The 14,145-nt window shown below is 38.7% G+C and carries 13 protein-coding genes and 1 pseudogene; 6 read left to right on the top strand and 8 right to left on the bottom strand.

Annotated features, from left to right (window positions below; all coding sequences use genetic code 11):
- Nucleotides 1–7: 7 nt before the first annotated feature.
- Complete coding sequence (locus HPSH112_RS05250) at nucleotides 8–1,348, top strand: glycosyltransferase family 10 domain-containing protein (protein WP_000487496.1); 1,341 nt, start codon at nucleotides 8–10, stop codon at nucleotides 1,346–1,348.
- Nucleotides 1,349–1,362: 14 nt separating this feature from the next.
- Here HPSH112_RS05250 and gdhA read toward each other — a convergent pair.
- From gdhA to HPSH112_RS05235, 3 genes and pseudogenes are all read right to left on the bottom strand, one after another.
- A pseudogene (gene gdhA / locus HPSH112_RS05245) lies at nucleotides 1,363–2,708 on the bottom strand (NADP-specific glutamate dehydrogenase).
- 66 nt (nucleotides 2,709–2,774) lie between these two features.
- Nucleotides 2,775–3,605, bottom strand: a complete 831-nt coding sequence (locus HPSH112_RS05240) for a peptide chain release factor N(5)-glutamine methyltransferase (RefSeq protein ID WP_000176031.1) — start codon at nucleotides 3,603–3,605, stop codon at nucleotides 2,775–2,777.
- A complete protein-coding gene (locus HPSH112_RS05235) occupies nucleotides 3,602–4,825 on the bottom strand; it encodes a M48 family metallopeptidase (protein ID WP_000884409.1) in 1,224 nt (407 codons plus the stop codon). Before HPSH112_RS05235 ends, HPSH112_RS05240 begins: the two co-directional genes overlap by 4 nt.
- A 171-nt stretch (nucleotides 4,826–4,996) precedes the next feature.
- Here HPSH112_RS05235 and HPSH112_RS05230 point away from each other — a divergent pair, with 171 nt between their 5' ends.
- On the top strand, nucleotides 4,997–5,524 hold the full coding sequence (locus HPSH112_RS05230; RefSeq protein ID WP_001120624.1) for a hypothetical protein: 528 nt from the start codon (nucleotides 4,997–4,999) through the stop codon (nucleotides 5,522–5,524).
- Between the two features lie 7 nt (nucleotides 5,525–5,531).
- Here the strand turns inward: HPSH112_RS05230 and HPSH112_RS05225 are convergent, their stop codons facing one another.
- Nucleotides 5,532–6,278, bottom strand: coding sequence for an SPOR domain-containing protein (locus HPSH112_RS05225; RefSeq protein ID WP_001172447.1), 747 nt, complete (start codon nucleotides 6,276–6,278; stop codon nucleotides 5,532–5,534).
- A 202-nt stretch (nucleotides 6,279–6,480) separates the two neighbouring features.
- Between HPSH112_RS05225 and HPSH112_RS05220 the strand changes: the two genes are divergently transcribed.
- The 3 genes from HPSH112_RS05220 to HPSH112_RS05210 are packed head-to-tail and all read left to right on the top strand — an operon-like array spanning nucleotide 6,481 to nucleotide 8,801.
- Nucleotides 6,481–6,708 carry a hypothetical protein gene (locus HPSH112_RS05220; protein WP_001191188.1) on the top strand — a complete coding sequence of 76 codons (228 nt, stop codon included), beginning with the start codon at nucleotides 6,481–6,483 and terminating at the stop codon, nucleotides 6,706–6,708.
- 12 nt (nucleotides 6,709–6,720) lie between these two features.
- Nucleotides 6,721–6,957, top strand: coding sequence for a hypothetical protein (locus HPSH112_RS05215; RefSeq protein ID WP_000555362.1), 237 nt, complete (start codon nucleotides 6,721–6,723; stop codon nucleotides 6,955–6,957).
- On the top strand, nucleotides 6,942–8,801 hold the full coding sequence (locus tag HPSH112_RS05210) for a primosomal protein N' (RefSeq protein WP_000499325.1): 1,860 nt from the start codon (nucleotides 6,942–6,944) through the stop codon (nucleotides 8,799–8,801). The genes HPSH112_RS05215 and HPSH112_RS05210 overlap by 16 nt, the downstream gene beginning before the upstream one ends.
- Before the next feature lie 33 nt (nucleotides 8,802–8,834).
- Here the strand turns inward: HPSH112_RS05210 and cmoA are convergent, their stop codons facing one another.
- Nucleotides 8,835–9,554 (bottom strand): carboxy-S-adenosyl-L-methionine synthase CmoA, encoded by a 720-nt coding sequence (cmoA, locus tag HPSH112_RS05205; protein ID WP_000655604.1) that lies wholly within the window; start codon nucleotides 9,552–9,554, stop codon nucleotides 8,835–8,837.
- Between the two features lie 51 nt (nucleotides 9,555–9,605).
- Nucleotides 9,606–10,247, bottom strand: coding sequence for a superoxide dismutase [Fe] (gene sodB, locus HPSH112_RS05200; protein WP_000494623.1), 642 nt, complete (start codon nucleotides 10,245–10,247; stop codon nucleotides 9,606–9,608).
- Nucleotides 10,248–10,470: 223 nt separating this feature from the next.
- Between sodB and tpx the strand changes: the two genes are divergently transcribed.
- Complete coding sequence (tpx, locus tag HPSH112_RS05195) at nucleotides 10,471–10,971, top strand: thiol peroxidase (protein WP_001174667.1); 501 nt, start codon at nucleotides 10,471–10,473, stop codon at nucleotides 10,969–10,971.
- 262 nt (nucleotides 10,972–11,233) lie between these two features.
- Here tpx and cheW read toward each other — a convergent pair whose 3' ends face one another.
- Together cheW and cheAY2 are read right to left on the bottom strand one after the other, a co-directional pair.
- Entirely contained in the window at nucleotides 11,234–11,731 is a 498-nt protein-coding gene (gene cheW / locus HPSH112_RS05190; RefSeq protein WP_000070766.1) for a chemotaxis protein CheW, read from the bottom strand.
- Nucleotides 11,728–14,145 carry a chemotaxis histidine kinase/response regulator CheAY2 gene (gene cheAY2 / locus HPSH112_RS05185; RefSeq protein WP_000342391.1) on the bottom strand — a complete coding sequence of 806 codons (2,418 nt, stop codon included), beginning with the start codon at nucleotides 14,143–14,145 and terminating at the stop codon, nucleotides 11,728–11,730. Before cheAY2 ends, cheW begins: the two co-directional genes overlap by 4 nt.

Raw genomic sequence — 14,145 nt, 5'->3', positions numbered from 1 at the left:
GATAAGAATGTTCCAACCCCTATTAGATGCTTATACAGACAGCACCCATTTAGATGAAACAACCCATAAGCCCCCAATTAATATAGCCCTAGCCAATTGGTGGCCTTTAAAGAATAGCGAAAAAAAAGGATTCAGAGATTTCATTTTGCATGTCATCCTAAAACAACGCTATAAAATCATTCTCCACAGCAACCCCAACGAACCCTCAGATCTAGTCTTTGGCAGTCCTTTGGGACAGGCTAGAAAAATCTTATCCTATCAAAACACCAAAAGAGTGTTTTACACCGGCGAGAATGAAGCGCCTAATTTCAACCTTTTTGATTACGCTATAGGCTTTGATGAATTAAATTTCAACGATCGTTATTTGAGAATGCCTTTGTATTACGCTTCTTTGCATTATAAAGCCGAGATTGTTAATGACACCACTTCACCCTATAAACTCAAAGCTGACAGCCTTTATGCTTTAAAAAAACCCTCCCATCAATTTAAAGAAAACCACCCACATTTATGCGCGCTAATCAAAAATGAAAGCGATCCTTTGAAAAGAGGGTTTGCCAGTTTTGTAGCGAGCAACGCTAACGCTCCTGTTAGGAACGCTTTCTATGAGGCTTTAAATTCTATTGAGCCAGTGGCTGGGGGAGGAGCCGTGAAAAACACTCTGGGCTATAATGTCAAAAACAAAAACGAATTTTTAAGCCAATACAAGTTCAACCTCTGTTTTGAAAACTCACAAGGCTATGGCTATGTAACCGAAAAAATCCTTGATTCGTATTTTAGCCATACCATCCCTATTTATTGGGGGAGTCCTAGCGTGGCGAAAGATTTTAACCCTAAAAGTTTTGTGAATGTCCATGATTTCAACAACTTTGATGAAGCGATTGATTATATCAAATACTTGCACGCGCACCAAAACGCTTATTTAGACATGCTCTATGAAAACCCTTTAAACACCATTGATGGGAAAGCTGGTTTTTACCAAGATTTGAGTTTTGAAAAGATCTTAGATTTTTTTAAAACGATTTTAGAGAACGATACGATTTATCGCAACCCTTCCGCTCTTTGTCGTGATTTGAATGAGCCGTTAGTGTCTGTTGATGATTTGAGGGTTAATTATGATGATTTGAGGGTTAATTATGATGATTTGAGGGTTAATTATGATGATTTGAGGGTTAATTATGATGATTTGAGGGTTAATTATGATGATTTGAGAAGAGATTACGAACGCCTCTTATCAAAGGCTACCCCTCTTTTGGAGCTATCCCAGAACACCTCTTTTAAAATCTATCGCAAAGCTTATCAAAAATCCTTACCCTTGCTATGCACCATAAGGAGATGGGTTAAAAAATAGGTTTGTAAAACCAGTCAAACCCCTTGCGCTATCATCGCCGACGCTACTTTTCTAAAACCAGCGATATTAGCCCCTAAAACAAAATTAGTAGGGTCTTTAAATTCTTTAGCGGTTTGAGAAACATTCTTATAAATCTCTTTCATGATGTGGTGCAATTTCGCATCCACCACTTCAAAACTCCAAGGGTGCATGCTCGCATTTTGCGCCATTTCCAAGCCGCTCACGCTCACCCCCCAGCATTAGCCGCCTTGCCTATGCCATAAGAAATCTTAGCCTGTAAAAACAATCCAATCGCTTCATTGCTTGAGGGCATGTTCGCCCCTTCAGCCACGCATTTGCACCCGTTAGAAAGGAGGGTTTTAGCGTCTAAAACGCTCAATTCATTCTCGGTCGCGCTAGGAAAAGCCGCAAAACAAGGCACATGCCATATAGCATTCCCCCCTTTGGGGTAATTTTCTGTAGAGGTGTATTTCGCGCTTGGTTTTTGTAGGGTGTATTCTTTGATCCTCCCACGACGCGCTTCTTTAATCTCTTTTAAAAGCTCTAAATCAATGCCGTCTTTATCATAAATCATGCCATTAGAATCGCTCGCCGTTACCGGTTTGGCTCCTATTTGAAGCAATTTTTCAATGGTATAAATAGCGACATTACCGCTCCCAGAAACGCTACAAACCTTACCTTCTAAAGAGCTGTTCCTTTCTTGCAACATTTCTTCAGCAAAATACACGCACCCATAACCGGTAGCTTCTTTTCGGCACAAGCTCCCCCCATAAGTTAGCCCTTTACCGGTCAATACGCCCTCAAAACGATTGACTAATTTTTTGTATTGCCCAAACAGATAGCCAATCTCTCTTTCGCCCACTCCAATATCCCCGGCTGGCACATCAGTCGTGGCCCCAATATGGCGGTATAATTCATTCATGAACGCCTGGCAAAAACGCATGATCTCATGCTCGCTCTTTCCTTTAGGGTCAAAATCGCTCCCCCCCTTAGCGCCCCCCATAGCCAAAGTGGTGAGCGAATTTTTCAACACTTGCTCAAAGCCTAAAAACTTGATCACGCTTTCATTCACGCTAGGGTGGAATCTCAAACCTCCCTTATAAGGGCCAATCGCTGAATTGAATTCAACCCTACACCCCCGATTGACCTGAATCTGGTTGTTATCATCTAGCCAACACACCCTAAAAAAAATCTCCCTTTCAGGCTCAATCAAACGCTCTAAAATGGCATGCTTTTCATAACTTTTATCGCTGTCTAAAAGGGGTTTTAAAGAAGTGATAGCTTCATAGACGGCTTGATGGAACTCTTTTTGATAGGGGTATTTTTTCTGTAAAGATTGGAGGATTTTTTCAATATACATAAGCGGCATCCTTTATGGTTTTAAGTGTTTTTATTGTAACACTAAAAGGGTAATTAAGTTTTAACTTTATCTTAAAAAACTTTTTAAAACGCCTATAAACCCTCTATCAAAGCCGCTCAAATCCTTGTAAAATTCCGCATCATAACCGCAAAATTCCAAGCATTCTTTCAAGCTTTTTAACTGATCATACCCCATTTCACAAGCCAAAAAAGGGATTTTTAATGCAGCGGCTAAAAAAACGATTTCTTTTAAGATTTCATCGCCTTTAACCCCCCCAAAAAGGGCTTCATGCGGTTCTTTGAGAACGGATTTTTCCAAAGGATAACCTCTAGCGATATAGGGCGGGTTAGAGACAAGCATTTGTATCGTTGGCATGCGATCCCAAAGGTGCGTTTTTTTTAAAAAAACACGCTCTTTTAAATTAAAGCGTTCAATATTTTTGGACGCCACTTCTAAAGCTTTTAATGAAATATCGCTCGCATGAATGGAAATTTTGGGGTTTTCTAAAGCCAAACTAACGGACACGCAAGCGCTCCCTATGCCTATTTCGCCTATTTCTTTTAAATGGTATTGAGAAATAATATCAAGGGCTTTTTTGACTAAAATCTCCGTTTCAGGCCGTGGGATTAAAACATGCTCATTCACGAAAAAAGAGTGCCCATAAAAATCACAGCTTTCCAATAAATACTCTATGGGGCAGTCATTCAAACGCTTTTCTACCAATTCAAAAAAGCGCGCCTCTTCTTCGTGGTTTAACTCTAAATAAGCATGCGTGTGCAAAAAAACCCTTTCTTTTTGCAAGACAAAGCCTAATAAAATTTCAGACTCTAAGCCCCCCCTAAAACCTTTTTGCGATAATTCTTTTTTGGCTTTGTTTAGGGCTTGTGAAAGGGTCATTCAATTTCATAATCCAAAGCTTTCAAGCGCTCTAATAAGGGCGGGTGCGTGAAATGCAAGAAAACATAAAAAGGGTGCGAATGGGGGAACGCTTTATTCTCGCTCACAATAGACACTAACGCTTTGGCTAAAACCTCTTTAGAGCTTAAACTCGCCCCAAATTTGTCCGCATTGTATTCATTCTTTCGGCTAAAAAACCCGATCAAAGGCATAGCGTAAAAAGAAAATACCGGCAAAAACAAGAGTAAGATCGCAATCAAACTCGCTGGCGTTTGTGAAACATTAAAGCCTTCAAAAACGATCGGTGGCAAATGAGCGATCAAAGCAAAAACAAGAGCGAGCAAGCCTCCCATAATCCCTAAACTTTTCAACAAATCCTTATTTTTAAAATGTCCTAATTCATGCCCTAAAATGGCTAAAAGCCCTTCTGTCCCAACTTTAGAAATCAAAGTGTCAAACAACACCACCCGCTTGTTTTTACCCAAGCCCCCAAAATACGCATTCAAACGCCCATCCCTCTTGCTAGCGTCCATCACAAAGATACCTTCGGATTTAAAACCCACCTTATCCATCATGCTCTCAATTTGACTCTCCAAATCCCTATTATTCAAGGGGGTGAATTGGTTGAAAAGCTGGGCGATTTTAGGGTAAAAAAGATTAGCCAAGATCATAAAAACAAACACGACAAAAAACGAGCTAATCTCCCAATGTTCCACATGTTCAATGATCATAATAAGAGTGTAAATCAACAACAACCCCACGCTTAAAGTGAGCAATAACCCTTTGAAAAAATCCTTAAAAAACAACGACAAGCTCACTTTAGAAAAGCCAAATTCCTTATCCAAATGCATGGTGGTGTAGTAGCTAATGGGTAAGGATAAAACGCTTTGAATCGCTAAAAACAACAAGGCAAACACCAAGTAACCTAGCGTTTCAGAAAGGTTTAAATAATGCATCAAATCTTCTAAATGCGTCAAACCAAAAAAGACCCAACCAGCAAAGATTATCCCGTCTAAAATTTGAGAAATAATGGATAATTGCATTTTCCTAATGGCATAATTTCCCGCTTCTTCATAATCCTTTTGTGGGAGTAAAACAGGCTTCTCGCAGAGCTTTTGACGGATAAATTTCAATTGCAAAATATCGCCTACAATGTAAGGAGTCGTAAAAAAGAGCAAATAAAAAATACAAATTATCATATCTATCCATATGTCAAGCATGTTCTAAACTCCTTTCTCAATCAATTTACCAATAAAAGTGTAGGAATTATAACAATTTTTCAAAAATTTACCATAAAATTAAATAAATATGGTAAAAAGAAGGGCTGTTTTTGAGCGTTTTTAATCCAATCGTAAAAAGCTGTGTTATCCAACTTGCTATAAAGGTTCGTCATGCCCCATTCTTTTAAAAAGCGTTTTTTAATCATTTACGCCCTTTCTACCTTGCTTTTAGTGGGGGTTTTGTTAGCGTTATTTTTCTTTTATGCGAAAAATAACCTCTTAGAAAACACCCAAATACGCATGCAATACACCGCTGATGCGATCGCTAAAAGCCTTTTAGAATTGGATAATGCCTCTTCTTTAGAGCCTTTAAAAATCTTAGAAGAACGATTCAAAAACACCCCCTTTGTTTTATTGGATGGGGACAATAAAGTCAAGTTTTCTAATATCGGGGCGTTTGTAGCCTCTTTTAAAAATGACGCAATCAAAACCCCTTATTTTGCGTTTAAAAAACAAGGTTTTTACCTCACAGACAGCACCCCAACTAACCGCTTAGGGGTTTCTAAAATCATTATTGCAGAAGAAGAGATTCAAAAAAATTTTATCCCCCTTTATAAAATGATAGGCTATGTGTTTTTGGGTGCGAGTTTGTTTGTCGCGCTAATAGCCATGTGGCTTTATAAGATCCGATCAAACTGAGTAAAAATTACTTTTCCACCAACACAGGCTTATTTTTAAAATTTTTAGCCACATTTTCAAGCTGTTTTAGGGCTTCTTCTTTCGTTTGATAAGGGCCAATAAAATAATGCGTGAGGGAGTCTTTTTTCTTTATTTGGTAAGGGAAAGTTTTGAGCGTTTGCAAAAAATCCTTACTGGGCGCGTTCAAAAAAGCCCCAATTTGCAAGTAATACCCTTTAGGGATACTCGCATCTTTTAGGCTAGGTTTTATCAAGCTTTTTTTATTTTCGTTTTTAGGCGGCTCTTTTGTTTGGGGCTTGGATTCATTTTGGATAAGTGCATGCTTATGGGCTTTCTTGATTTTTCTTTTCACCTTTTTGCTTTCTATATAAAAATCGTATAAATCATGGATTCTTTGCTTCACATAAGCTTCATAGCAATTCTTATAAATCGGGCTATTTTTAATAGAAGCCTTGGGGCTTATTAGCATAACCAACGCCACGCATTCTTCATGGGCGACTTTGAGCCATTCTTCTTCGCTTTGCTCTAGGATTTCTTTGATTTTAGGGAACTCATACTGCGTGCCTTTCCCCATATTATCTAGTATTTCTATAAGTTCTTCATGGACTTGATTGAGCCTTAATTGGATAGGGGGTAAATTTTTGGGTGTATTTTGAACGCTTTTAGGATCTGCTTTTTTGTCCTCTAAACCAACAGCGTTTTTTAAAAAGAGGAAAACCAACAATAGAGTCATTTTTAATATACTTTTTTGCATTTATCACTCCCATGTCAAGCTTTCTATCCTGTTGCTTTATGGTAATCAAAAATACCAAATACCGCCATAAGAATTGTTTAAAACATGGGGTTTTAGTTACTTTATTTTATGCTAAAAGTCATTACCTTAAGGGGATAGGGGTATTTTGCGATAATTAAATAGCTTTGATATAATAACTTTTAAAAACCATGAAAGGCTTACTATGCAATCTTTAAGTTTGTTAAACCAATTGGGCGCTAAAATTGATGAATTGATTGAAAAAATCAAAAAACAAGAAGAAGAGTTGAACGCTTTACGCCAAGCAAACACCACTCTGAATGCGCAAAATGAAGAAAAAGACATTCAAATCGCTATTTTATACGATGAATTGAGCGCTAAAGATAAGGGCATTCAAGGTCTTTATGACAAAATCTCTGATTTATTGTCATAAACCATTAAAAACATGCATTCAGAAAACGATAGCTTAGAAATCACTTATTTAGGCAAACGCTATAAAATCTCTCTCAATAACACCTTTAGCGATGAGATGAAACGCACCCTAAAGGAGCGTTTCCATAACCAAGAATTAAACGCCTTAGAGCTTTTAAAGGATTATTTGCATGAAAGTTGTCAAAACGAGTATTTGCACAATGAACTCAAAAAGCTTTTAGAAAAAATCTCATCATGTTCTATCACTTGATCGCTCCTTTAAAAAATAAAACCCCCCCTTTAACTTACTTTTCTAAGGAGCGGCACCAAAAAGGAGCGTTAGTCAATATCCATTTGAGGAATAAAATGCTTTTGGGCGTCGTTCTTGGAGAAGTTTCAAAACCCTCTTTTGAATGCCTAGAACTAGAAAAAACCCCTTATTTTTTACTCCCCTTTCAAATAGAGCTCGCTATATTTATCGCTCAATATTACTCGGCTAATCTTTCTTCAGTCTTAAATCTTTTTACCCCTTTTAAAGAATGCGATTTGGTGGGGTTAGAAAAAATTGAGCCCGTTCTTAATGCGTTAAGCCAAACGCAAACAAACGCTTTAAAAGAATTGCAAAAACATTCAGCAAGCTTGCTCTTTGGCGATACGGGTAGCGGGAAAACCGAGATTTATATGCATTCAATCGCTCAAACTTTAGAGCAAAAAAAAAGCGCATTATTGTTAGTGCCAGAAATCGCCCTCACCCCTCAAATGCAACAACGCCTTAAAAAGGTTTTTAAAGAAAATTTGGGCTTGTGGCATAGCAAACTCTCTCAAACCCAAAAAAAACAATTTTTAGAAAAGCTTTATTCGCAAGAAATCAAATTAGTGGTAGGCACACGAAGCGCGTTGTTTTTACCCCTTAAGGAGTTGGGTTTAATCATTGTAGATGAAGAGCATGACTTTTCTTATAAATCTCATCAAAGCCCTATGTATAACGCTAGGGATTTGTGCTTGTATTTATCCCATAAATTCCCTATTCAAGTGATTTTAGGCTCTGCTACGCCAAGTTTAAATAGTTACAAACGCTTTAAAAATAAGGCTTTAGTACGCTTAAAGGGGCGCTACACGCCTACACAAAAAAACATTATTTTTGAAAAAACCGAGCGTTTTATCACGCCCAAACTCCTAGAAGCGCTAAAACAAGTTATAGACAAAAACGAGCAAGCCATTATTTTTGTGCCTACAAGGGCTAATTTCAAAACCTTGCTGTGTCAAAATTGTTACAAAAGCGTTCAATGCCCCTTTTGCAGCGTGAATATGAGTTTGCATTTAAAAACCAACAAACTCATGTGCCATTATTGCCATTTTTCAAGCCCTATCCCTAAAATTTGCAGCGCGTGTCAAAGCGAAGTTTTAGTGGGTAAAAGGATAGGCACCATGCAAGTGCTAAACGAGTTGGAAGGCCTTTTGAAAGGCGCTAAAATAGCCATTTTAGATAAAGATCACACCAGCACGCCAAAAAAACTCCACAATATTTTAAACGATTTCAACGCTCAAAAAACCAATATCTTAATCGGCACTCAAATGATAAGCAAAGGGCATGATTACGCTAAAGTGAGTTTAGCGGTTGTTTTAGGCATAGACAATATCATTAAATCCAATAGTTACAGGGCTTTAGAAGAAGGCGTGTCGTTACTTTATCAAATCGCTGGGAGGAGCGCTAGGCAAATTTCTGGCCAAGTGTTCATTCAAAGCACCGAAACGGATCTATTAGAAAATTTCTTAGAAGATTATGAAGATTTTTTACAATACGAATTGCAAGAAAGGTGCGAACTCTACCCGCCTTTTTCAAGGCTGTGTTTGTTAGAGTTTAAGCATAAAAACGAAGAAAAAGCCCAACAATTGAGCCTGAAAGCCTCTCAAACCCTTTCTTCGTGTTTAGAAAAGGGCGTAACGCTCTCTAGCTTTAAAGCCCCCATTGAAAAAATCGCTTCTTCTTACCGCTACCTTATTTTATTGCGTTCTAAAAACCCTTTAAGCCTAATCAAAAGCGTGCATGCGTTTTTAAAAACCGCCCCCAATATCCCTTGCAGCGTGAATATGGATCCTGTGGATATTTTTTAAAAAACTTAAGTTTTATATATTATTTCAAAAAACTCAGGTTTTTCTGGCGACTAGTAGCGTGAAATTCACCCATTTAAACAGCGCTTCCACATGCTTAAACCCCACGCTTTCTAAAAGAGCGACATTTTCTTTTAAACTATAAGGCACAAGCACATTTTCTAACGCTTCCCTTTTGAAAGCGATTTCATTGTGGCTATAGCCTTGATTTTGTTTATAGAGGTAGTATAGCTCTATCATTTGCTTGTCTAATATCCGATCTTCGCTCATGATCTTTTCGCCCACCAATAAAACCCCATTCAACGCAAGGCTGTTATAAATCTTTTTGAGTAGCACCTCTCTTTGCATGGGGCGGACAAATTGCAACACAAAAAGCAATGAAAACGCGCTCGCTTCTTTAAACTCAACCTCTAAAAAATCCATGCATTCAAAACGGGCATTGTTAAAATCTTTTAATTTTTCTTGCGCTTTTTTGAGCATGGGCATGGAATTGTCAATCCCTACAAGCTCAATATCTTGTTGGATTTGTTGGTTAAGCGCGATAAAAAAGTTCCCAGTAGAACAGCCCAAATCATAAATCAAGGGCTTAACATTGGTATTTTCTTTTAAGTTTTGAGCGATAAAATACGCCCCCAAATCCAACATTTCATGGTAATAGGGGATGGAGCGCTCTAGCATGTCATCAAAAACATGAGCGACTTTCTCATCAAAACAAAAGCGTTTGTTTAGAGATTGGTTAAACAGAGTGTCTTTCATTCAAAAAAGAAGCGTGGTTTAAAAATCTTTAAACCACAATCGTAGTAACGCTTAAGCTTTTTTATGCACCAACTCGTTGATGTAGTAATCCACTGATCCTAAGCCTTCTTTTTTCGCCCATTCATAGCATTGAGAAACAAAATGCCAATTGATATGCCCATAGAATTTTTCCAAATACACAGGGCGCGCGTTTTTGTGGTCAATATAATAAGCATGCTCCCACACATCCACCACTAAAAGCGGCACTTTTTTATCCGTAACTGGGGTTTGAGCGTTGCTCGTTTGAATGATTTCAATTTTTTGAGTGTCTAAATTATACGCCGCCCAATTCCATCCAGAGCCAAACAAAGTGGTCGCGCTCTTAATGAAGTCTTCTTTAAATTTTTCCAATGAGCCGAAATCTTTTTCTAAAGCCCCTTTTAATTCATCGCTTAAGGCAGTCGCTTTGGGGCTTAGGCAATCCCAATAAAAATCGTGGTTATAAATTTGAGCGGCGTTATTAAACACGCCTCCGCTAGATTTTGTCAAAATAGCAAACAAAGAACTTTTCTCAAAATCCGTGCCTTTGATGAGGTTGTTCAAATTATTCACATAAGTTTGATGGTGTTTCCCATGGTGGAAATCAAACGCTACAGGGCTTAAAAAATCTCCCATGCTGTCTTTAGCAAAAGGCAATTCTCGTAATGTAAACATGTTTTCTCCTTGTGATTAGATAGCCGTATTGTAATCATTTTTTAATACTTTTTGGTAAATCTTTTCTTAAAAATTGATCGTTATGCAAATTTTGTGGATTTTAAGGGGTTTTTTAAAATTAAAACGATTTTTTAAACAAATTCTTTTTAAATTTTTCAAAAGTTAATCTTAATTGACTACTATTCTAACGCAATATAGCAATTCAATTAGAAAGGATTTAACAATGCAAAAAGTTACTTTTAAAGAAGAAACATACCAATTGGAAGGGAAAGCCTTAAAAGTGGGCGATAAAGCTCCTGATGTGAAATTGGTAAATGGCGACTTGCAAGAAGTCAGTTTATTGAAACAAGGCGTGCATTTTCAAGTCATTAGCGCGCTCCCTAGCTTAACCGGATCGGTTTGCTTGCTCCAAGCCAAACACTTCAACGAGCAAGCCGGCAAACTGCCTTCTGTGAGTTTTAGCGTTATTTCTATGGATTTACCTTTTTCTCAAGGGCAAATTTGTGGCGCTGAAGGCATTAAGGACTTAAGAATTTTAAGCGATTTTAGGTATAAGGCTTTTGGGGAAAATTACGGCGTGCTGTTAGGCAAAGGCTCTTTGCAAGGCTTACTCGCTCGATCGGTGTTTGTTCTTGATGATAAGGGAGTGGTTATCTATAAAGAAATCGTTCAAAACATTTTAGAAGAGCCTAATTATGAAGCACTTTTAAAAGTGTTGAAATAGGAAATCCTTAAAAGGAGGGGGCTACAATCTAGCAAATCTCAATGCAAAAAGCCCCACTGATTAAAAAGTGTGGGTGGTAAAGACTAACAAAATAAGAAGTTCTCTTTAACCCATTTAAAAAAGTTTCACGCTATGTTTAAAAGAAAACATAAAGACTCTGTTTTCAATCAAACGCTAAGGTTATCGCTTGATTAAAATCAAGCTTTTTAATGGGATAAATCTTTCTCAAAGCCCATAGGGGCTTATGGATAAACTAAAATTTTTAGAAGTCTTTTTTTAAGATTTCTTCCACTCTTAAAATGGTTACGAGTCTGTCGTTTTGCTTCCCAATGCCGTAAGTTAAATTATTGTTATCGCTCAAAGTCTCTGGCACCGGATCAATATCTGTTTGCTTGATGCGAATGGCTTCGGTTAAGCGATCAATGAAAAACCCAGCGATCTGATCGTTATGGCGCACCACGAGATAACGAGTGTCCTTGTTTTGTTTTTCGGCTTTCAAGCCAAATTTTAAACGCAAACTGATCAAAGGGAAGACATTACCCCTTAAATTGAACACGCCAAGCACATAATTTGGGGTTTCAGGGACTCGCGTGTAACCAATGGGTTTGACGATTTCTAAAATATTCAAAATGGGAATGGCGTATTCTTCATCGCCAATAATAAAGCCAATGAATTGCAAAATTTCTTCATTATCTTCTTGTTTAGAACCCGCACTAGCTTCTTTTTGTCTTTCAAATAAATCTTTTAATTGATTGCTCACGATTGGTCTCCTTCTAATTTAATGCTGCGTTTCACTACGGTGGTTAAATACTCACCGCTATAAGGCTTGGTGATGTATTCAGTCATGCCGGATTCAACGCCGCGCATCCTATCGGTTTTAGTTACCCGACTGGTTACTGCAATCAAAGGCAGGTTTTTGAATTTATTGTATTTACGCACTTCAGAAGCGAAAGTGTAGCCGTCCATTTTAGGCATTTCAATATCCACTAAAATAGCGTCCGGGGTTTTATCGCCATTTTTAAGCATTTCTAAACCCTCTAACCCGTTAGAGGCCTCTAAAAGCGTGATGCCTAATGGTTTTAAACATTTGCGGATAATCGCTCTGTCCGTGCTGCTGTCATCAATCGCTAAGACAATATAATCGCTAGGAGAATTTTTGCTCTTGGTGTTTTCGGATTCGTTCATCAAGGTAGTGATATTGACCTTGATGCTTTTTGCCATATCCATCATCGCCCCCACATCTACAATGAGAGTGATTTTCCCATCGCCTCTCACCGTAGCGCCAGCGATGCCTCTAGTGTTTTTAAGATAGTAGCCTAAAGATTTGATGACCACTTCTTCTTGACCGATTAAATAATCCACGATCACGCCAATTTTTTGATCGGCCAAGCCAATGATAACCACATACACATCTGAGTTGGATTCCAAAATAGCATCCACTTTAAAAATATCAGAAAGGCGCACCAAAGAAAGCACCTCATCTCTCAAACGCAACACGCTCTTGCCATCAACGGTGTAGATTTCATCTTGGCTGATACGCACGGTTTCTAACACTGAAGAAAGCGGGATAGCGTAATATTCTTCTTGAACGCCCACGAGTAAAGCTTGAATGATGGCCAGAGTGAGAGGGATTTTAAGCTTTTGAGTCGTGCCTACCCCCACTTCTGAATCAATTTCAATGATCCCATTGAGCTTTTCAATATTGGTTTTCACCACATCCATGCCCACGCCTCTGCCTGAAACATTGGAAACGACTTTTGCGGTAGAAAAGCCTGGCTTGAAAATGAGGTTAAACGCTTCCCTATCGCTCATGCCTTCAGCGTCTCTTTCGCTAATCACCCCTTTTTCAATCGCTTTTTCTTTAAGCATCACAGGGTCTAACCCTTTGCCATCATCAGAGATTTTAATCACAATGTGGTTACCCTCATTATACGCGCTCAATTGCACCTTACCGGTTTCAGGCTTGTTAAGCCTTCTTCTTTCTTCTAAAGGCTCAATCCCATGATCGCATGAGTTGCGGATAATGTGAATGAGCGGATCGCCAATCTCTTCTACAATGGATTTGTCTAGTTCGGTTTCTTCGCCCTCAATGATTAATTCAATGCTTTTGCCTAATTCTCGGCTCAAATCCCTTACCATGCGAGGGAATTTATTGAACACCTTGCCCACTGGTTGCATCCTGGTTTTCATCACCGCAAGCTGCAAGTCTGTCGTTACCGCTGAAATAGAAGAAACCACCTGGTTTAATTCCTCTAGAAACTTTTCCCCATCATAGCGTTCTTCCACATCGCCATAAATCCTAATCAAGCGATTTTTTCCTAACACAAGCTCACCGATTAAATTCATTAAGTGATCCAAGCGGCGCACATCCACCCTAACGGTTTGCTCCACGCCAATAGAGGGGGTTTTATTTTCTTCAGTATCTGCTTTAGCCTTAGCTTTAGTTTCGGTTTTAGGGGCTTTGGGGGTTTCTGTTTTAGGGGCAACTTCTTGTTTAGGTTTGGCTTCTTGCTTTTTTTGGGCTCTTCGTTCTTTATCGGCCTCTTGGCGTTTGTTCAATAGCCGCTCAATCTCCGCTTCCACTTCTTCAGCGCTCATGTTAGAGTAATCCAAATCCGGCTCATCGGCTAGAGGGTTATCGCTTGCAAAATCTTTTGCAGTAGGGGCTTTTGCCTTGTTTTCTTGATTTTCTTCTGTATTTTCTTTTTCCGCTTCTTTTTTCACTTCTTTTTTGGGGGCTTCTTTAGTTCCTGAAGTTTCTTTAGCGCCCTCTAAATTTTGGCTCGTAATGGCTTGAAGCTGTTTGACCGCTTCTTCAATCTCGTTTTCCTTGCCGTTATTGGTATCAGAGCCGGTATCTCTAATCGTTACGAGCAAGGTTTTCATCAAATCAATGGAGTGCAACACGACATCCATAATATCAGGCGTGATTTTGATTTCGCCCTTTCTGGCGCGATTCAAGACATCTTCCATGTTGTGCGTGAGACGCGTGAGAATGTTGAGATTCAAAAACGAGCTAGAGCCCTTAATGGTGTGAGCGACTCTAAAAATGCGATTGAGCAAGTCCAAATCCTCAGGGTTATGCTCCAATTCCACTAAATCCTGATCCAATTGCTCGTTCATTTCAAAGGCTTCAATCAAGAAGTCTTCCATTATTTCTTGCAAATCATCCAT

Source organism: Helicobacter pylori Shi112 (assembly GCF_000277405.1).
Taxonomy (GTDB): domain Bacteria; phylum Campylobacterota; class Campylobacteria; order Campylobacterales; family Helicobacteraceae; genus Helicobacter; species Helicobacter pylori_C.
Note: the sequence above shows the minus strand (reverse complement) of the source record. Positions and strands in the feature narration are given on the sequence as shown.

Bases quoted from the DNA above. Each gene is read 5' to 3' on its own strand.
- cheAY2 (WP_000342391.1), bottom strand. From the start codon at position 14,145: ATGGATGATTTGCAAGAAATAATGGAAGACTTCTTGATTGAAGCCTTT.
- HPSH112_RS05210 (WP_000499325.1), top strand. From the start codon at position 6,942: ATGTTCTATCACTTGATCGCTCCTTTAAAAAATAAAACCCCCCCTTTA.
- HPSH112_RS05230 (WP_001120624.1), top strand. From the start codon at position 4,997: ATGCCCCATTCTTTTAAAAAGCGTTTTTTAATCATTTACGCCCTTTCT.
- HPSH112_RS05220 (WP_001191188.1), top strand. From the start codon at position 6,481: ATGCAATCTTTAAGTTTGTTAAACCAATTGGGCGCTAAAATTGATGAA.
- HPSH112_RS05250 (WP_000487496.1), top strand. From the start codon at position 8: ATGTTCCAACCCCTATTAGATGCTTATACAGACAGCACCCATTTAGAT.
- HPSH112_RS05225 (WP_001172447.1), bottom strand. From the start codon at position 6,278: ATGCAAAAAAGTATATTAAAAATGACTCTATTGTTGGTTTTCCTCTTT.
- HPSH112_RS05240 (WP_000176031.1), bottom strand. From the start codon at position 3,605: ATGACCCTTTCACAAGCCCTAAACAAAGCCAAAAAAGAATTATCGCAA.
- sodB (WP_000494623.1), bottom strand. From the start codon at position 10,247: ATGTTTACATTACGAGAATTGCCTTTTGCTAAAGACAGCATGGGAGAT.
- cmoA (WP_000655604.1), bottom strand. From the start codon at position 9,554: ATGAAAGACACTCTGTTTAACCAATCTCTAAACAAACGCTTTTGTTTT.
- HPSH112_RS05235 (WP_000884409.1), bottom strand. From the start codon at position 4,825: ATGCTTGACATATGGATAGATATGATAATTTGTATTTTTTATTTGCTC.
- tpx (WP_001174667.1), top strand. From the start codon at position 10,471: ATGCAAAAAGTTACTTTTAAAGAAGAAACATACCAATTGGAAGGGAAA.
- HPSH112_RS05215 (WP_000555362.1), top strand. From the start codon at position 6,721: ATGCATTCAGAAAACGATAGCTTAGAAATCACTTATTTAGGCAAACGC.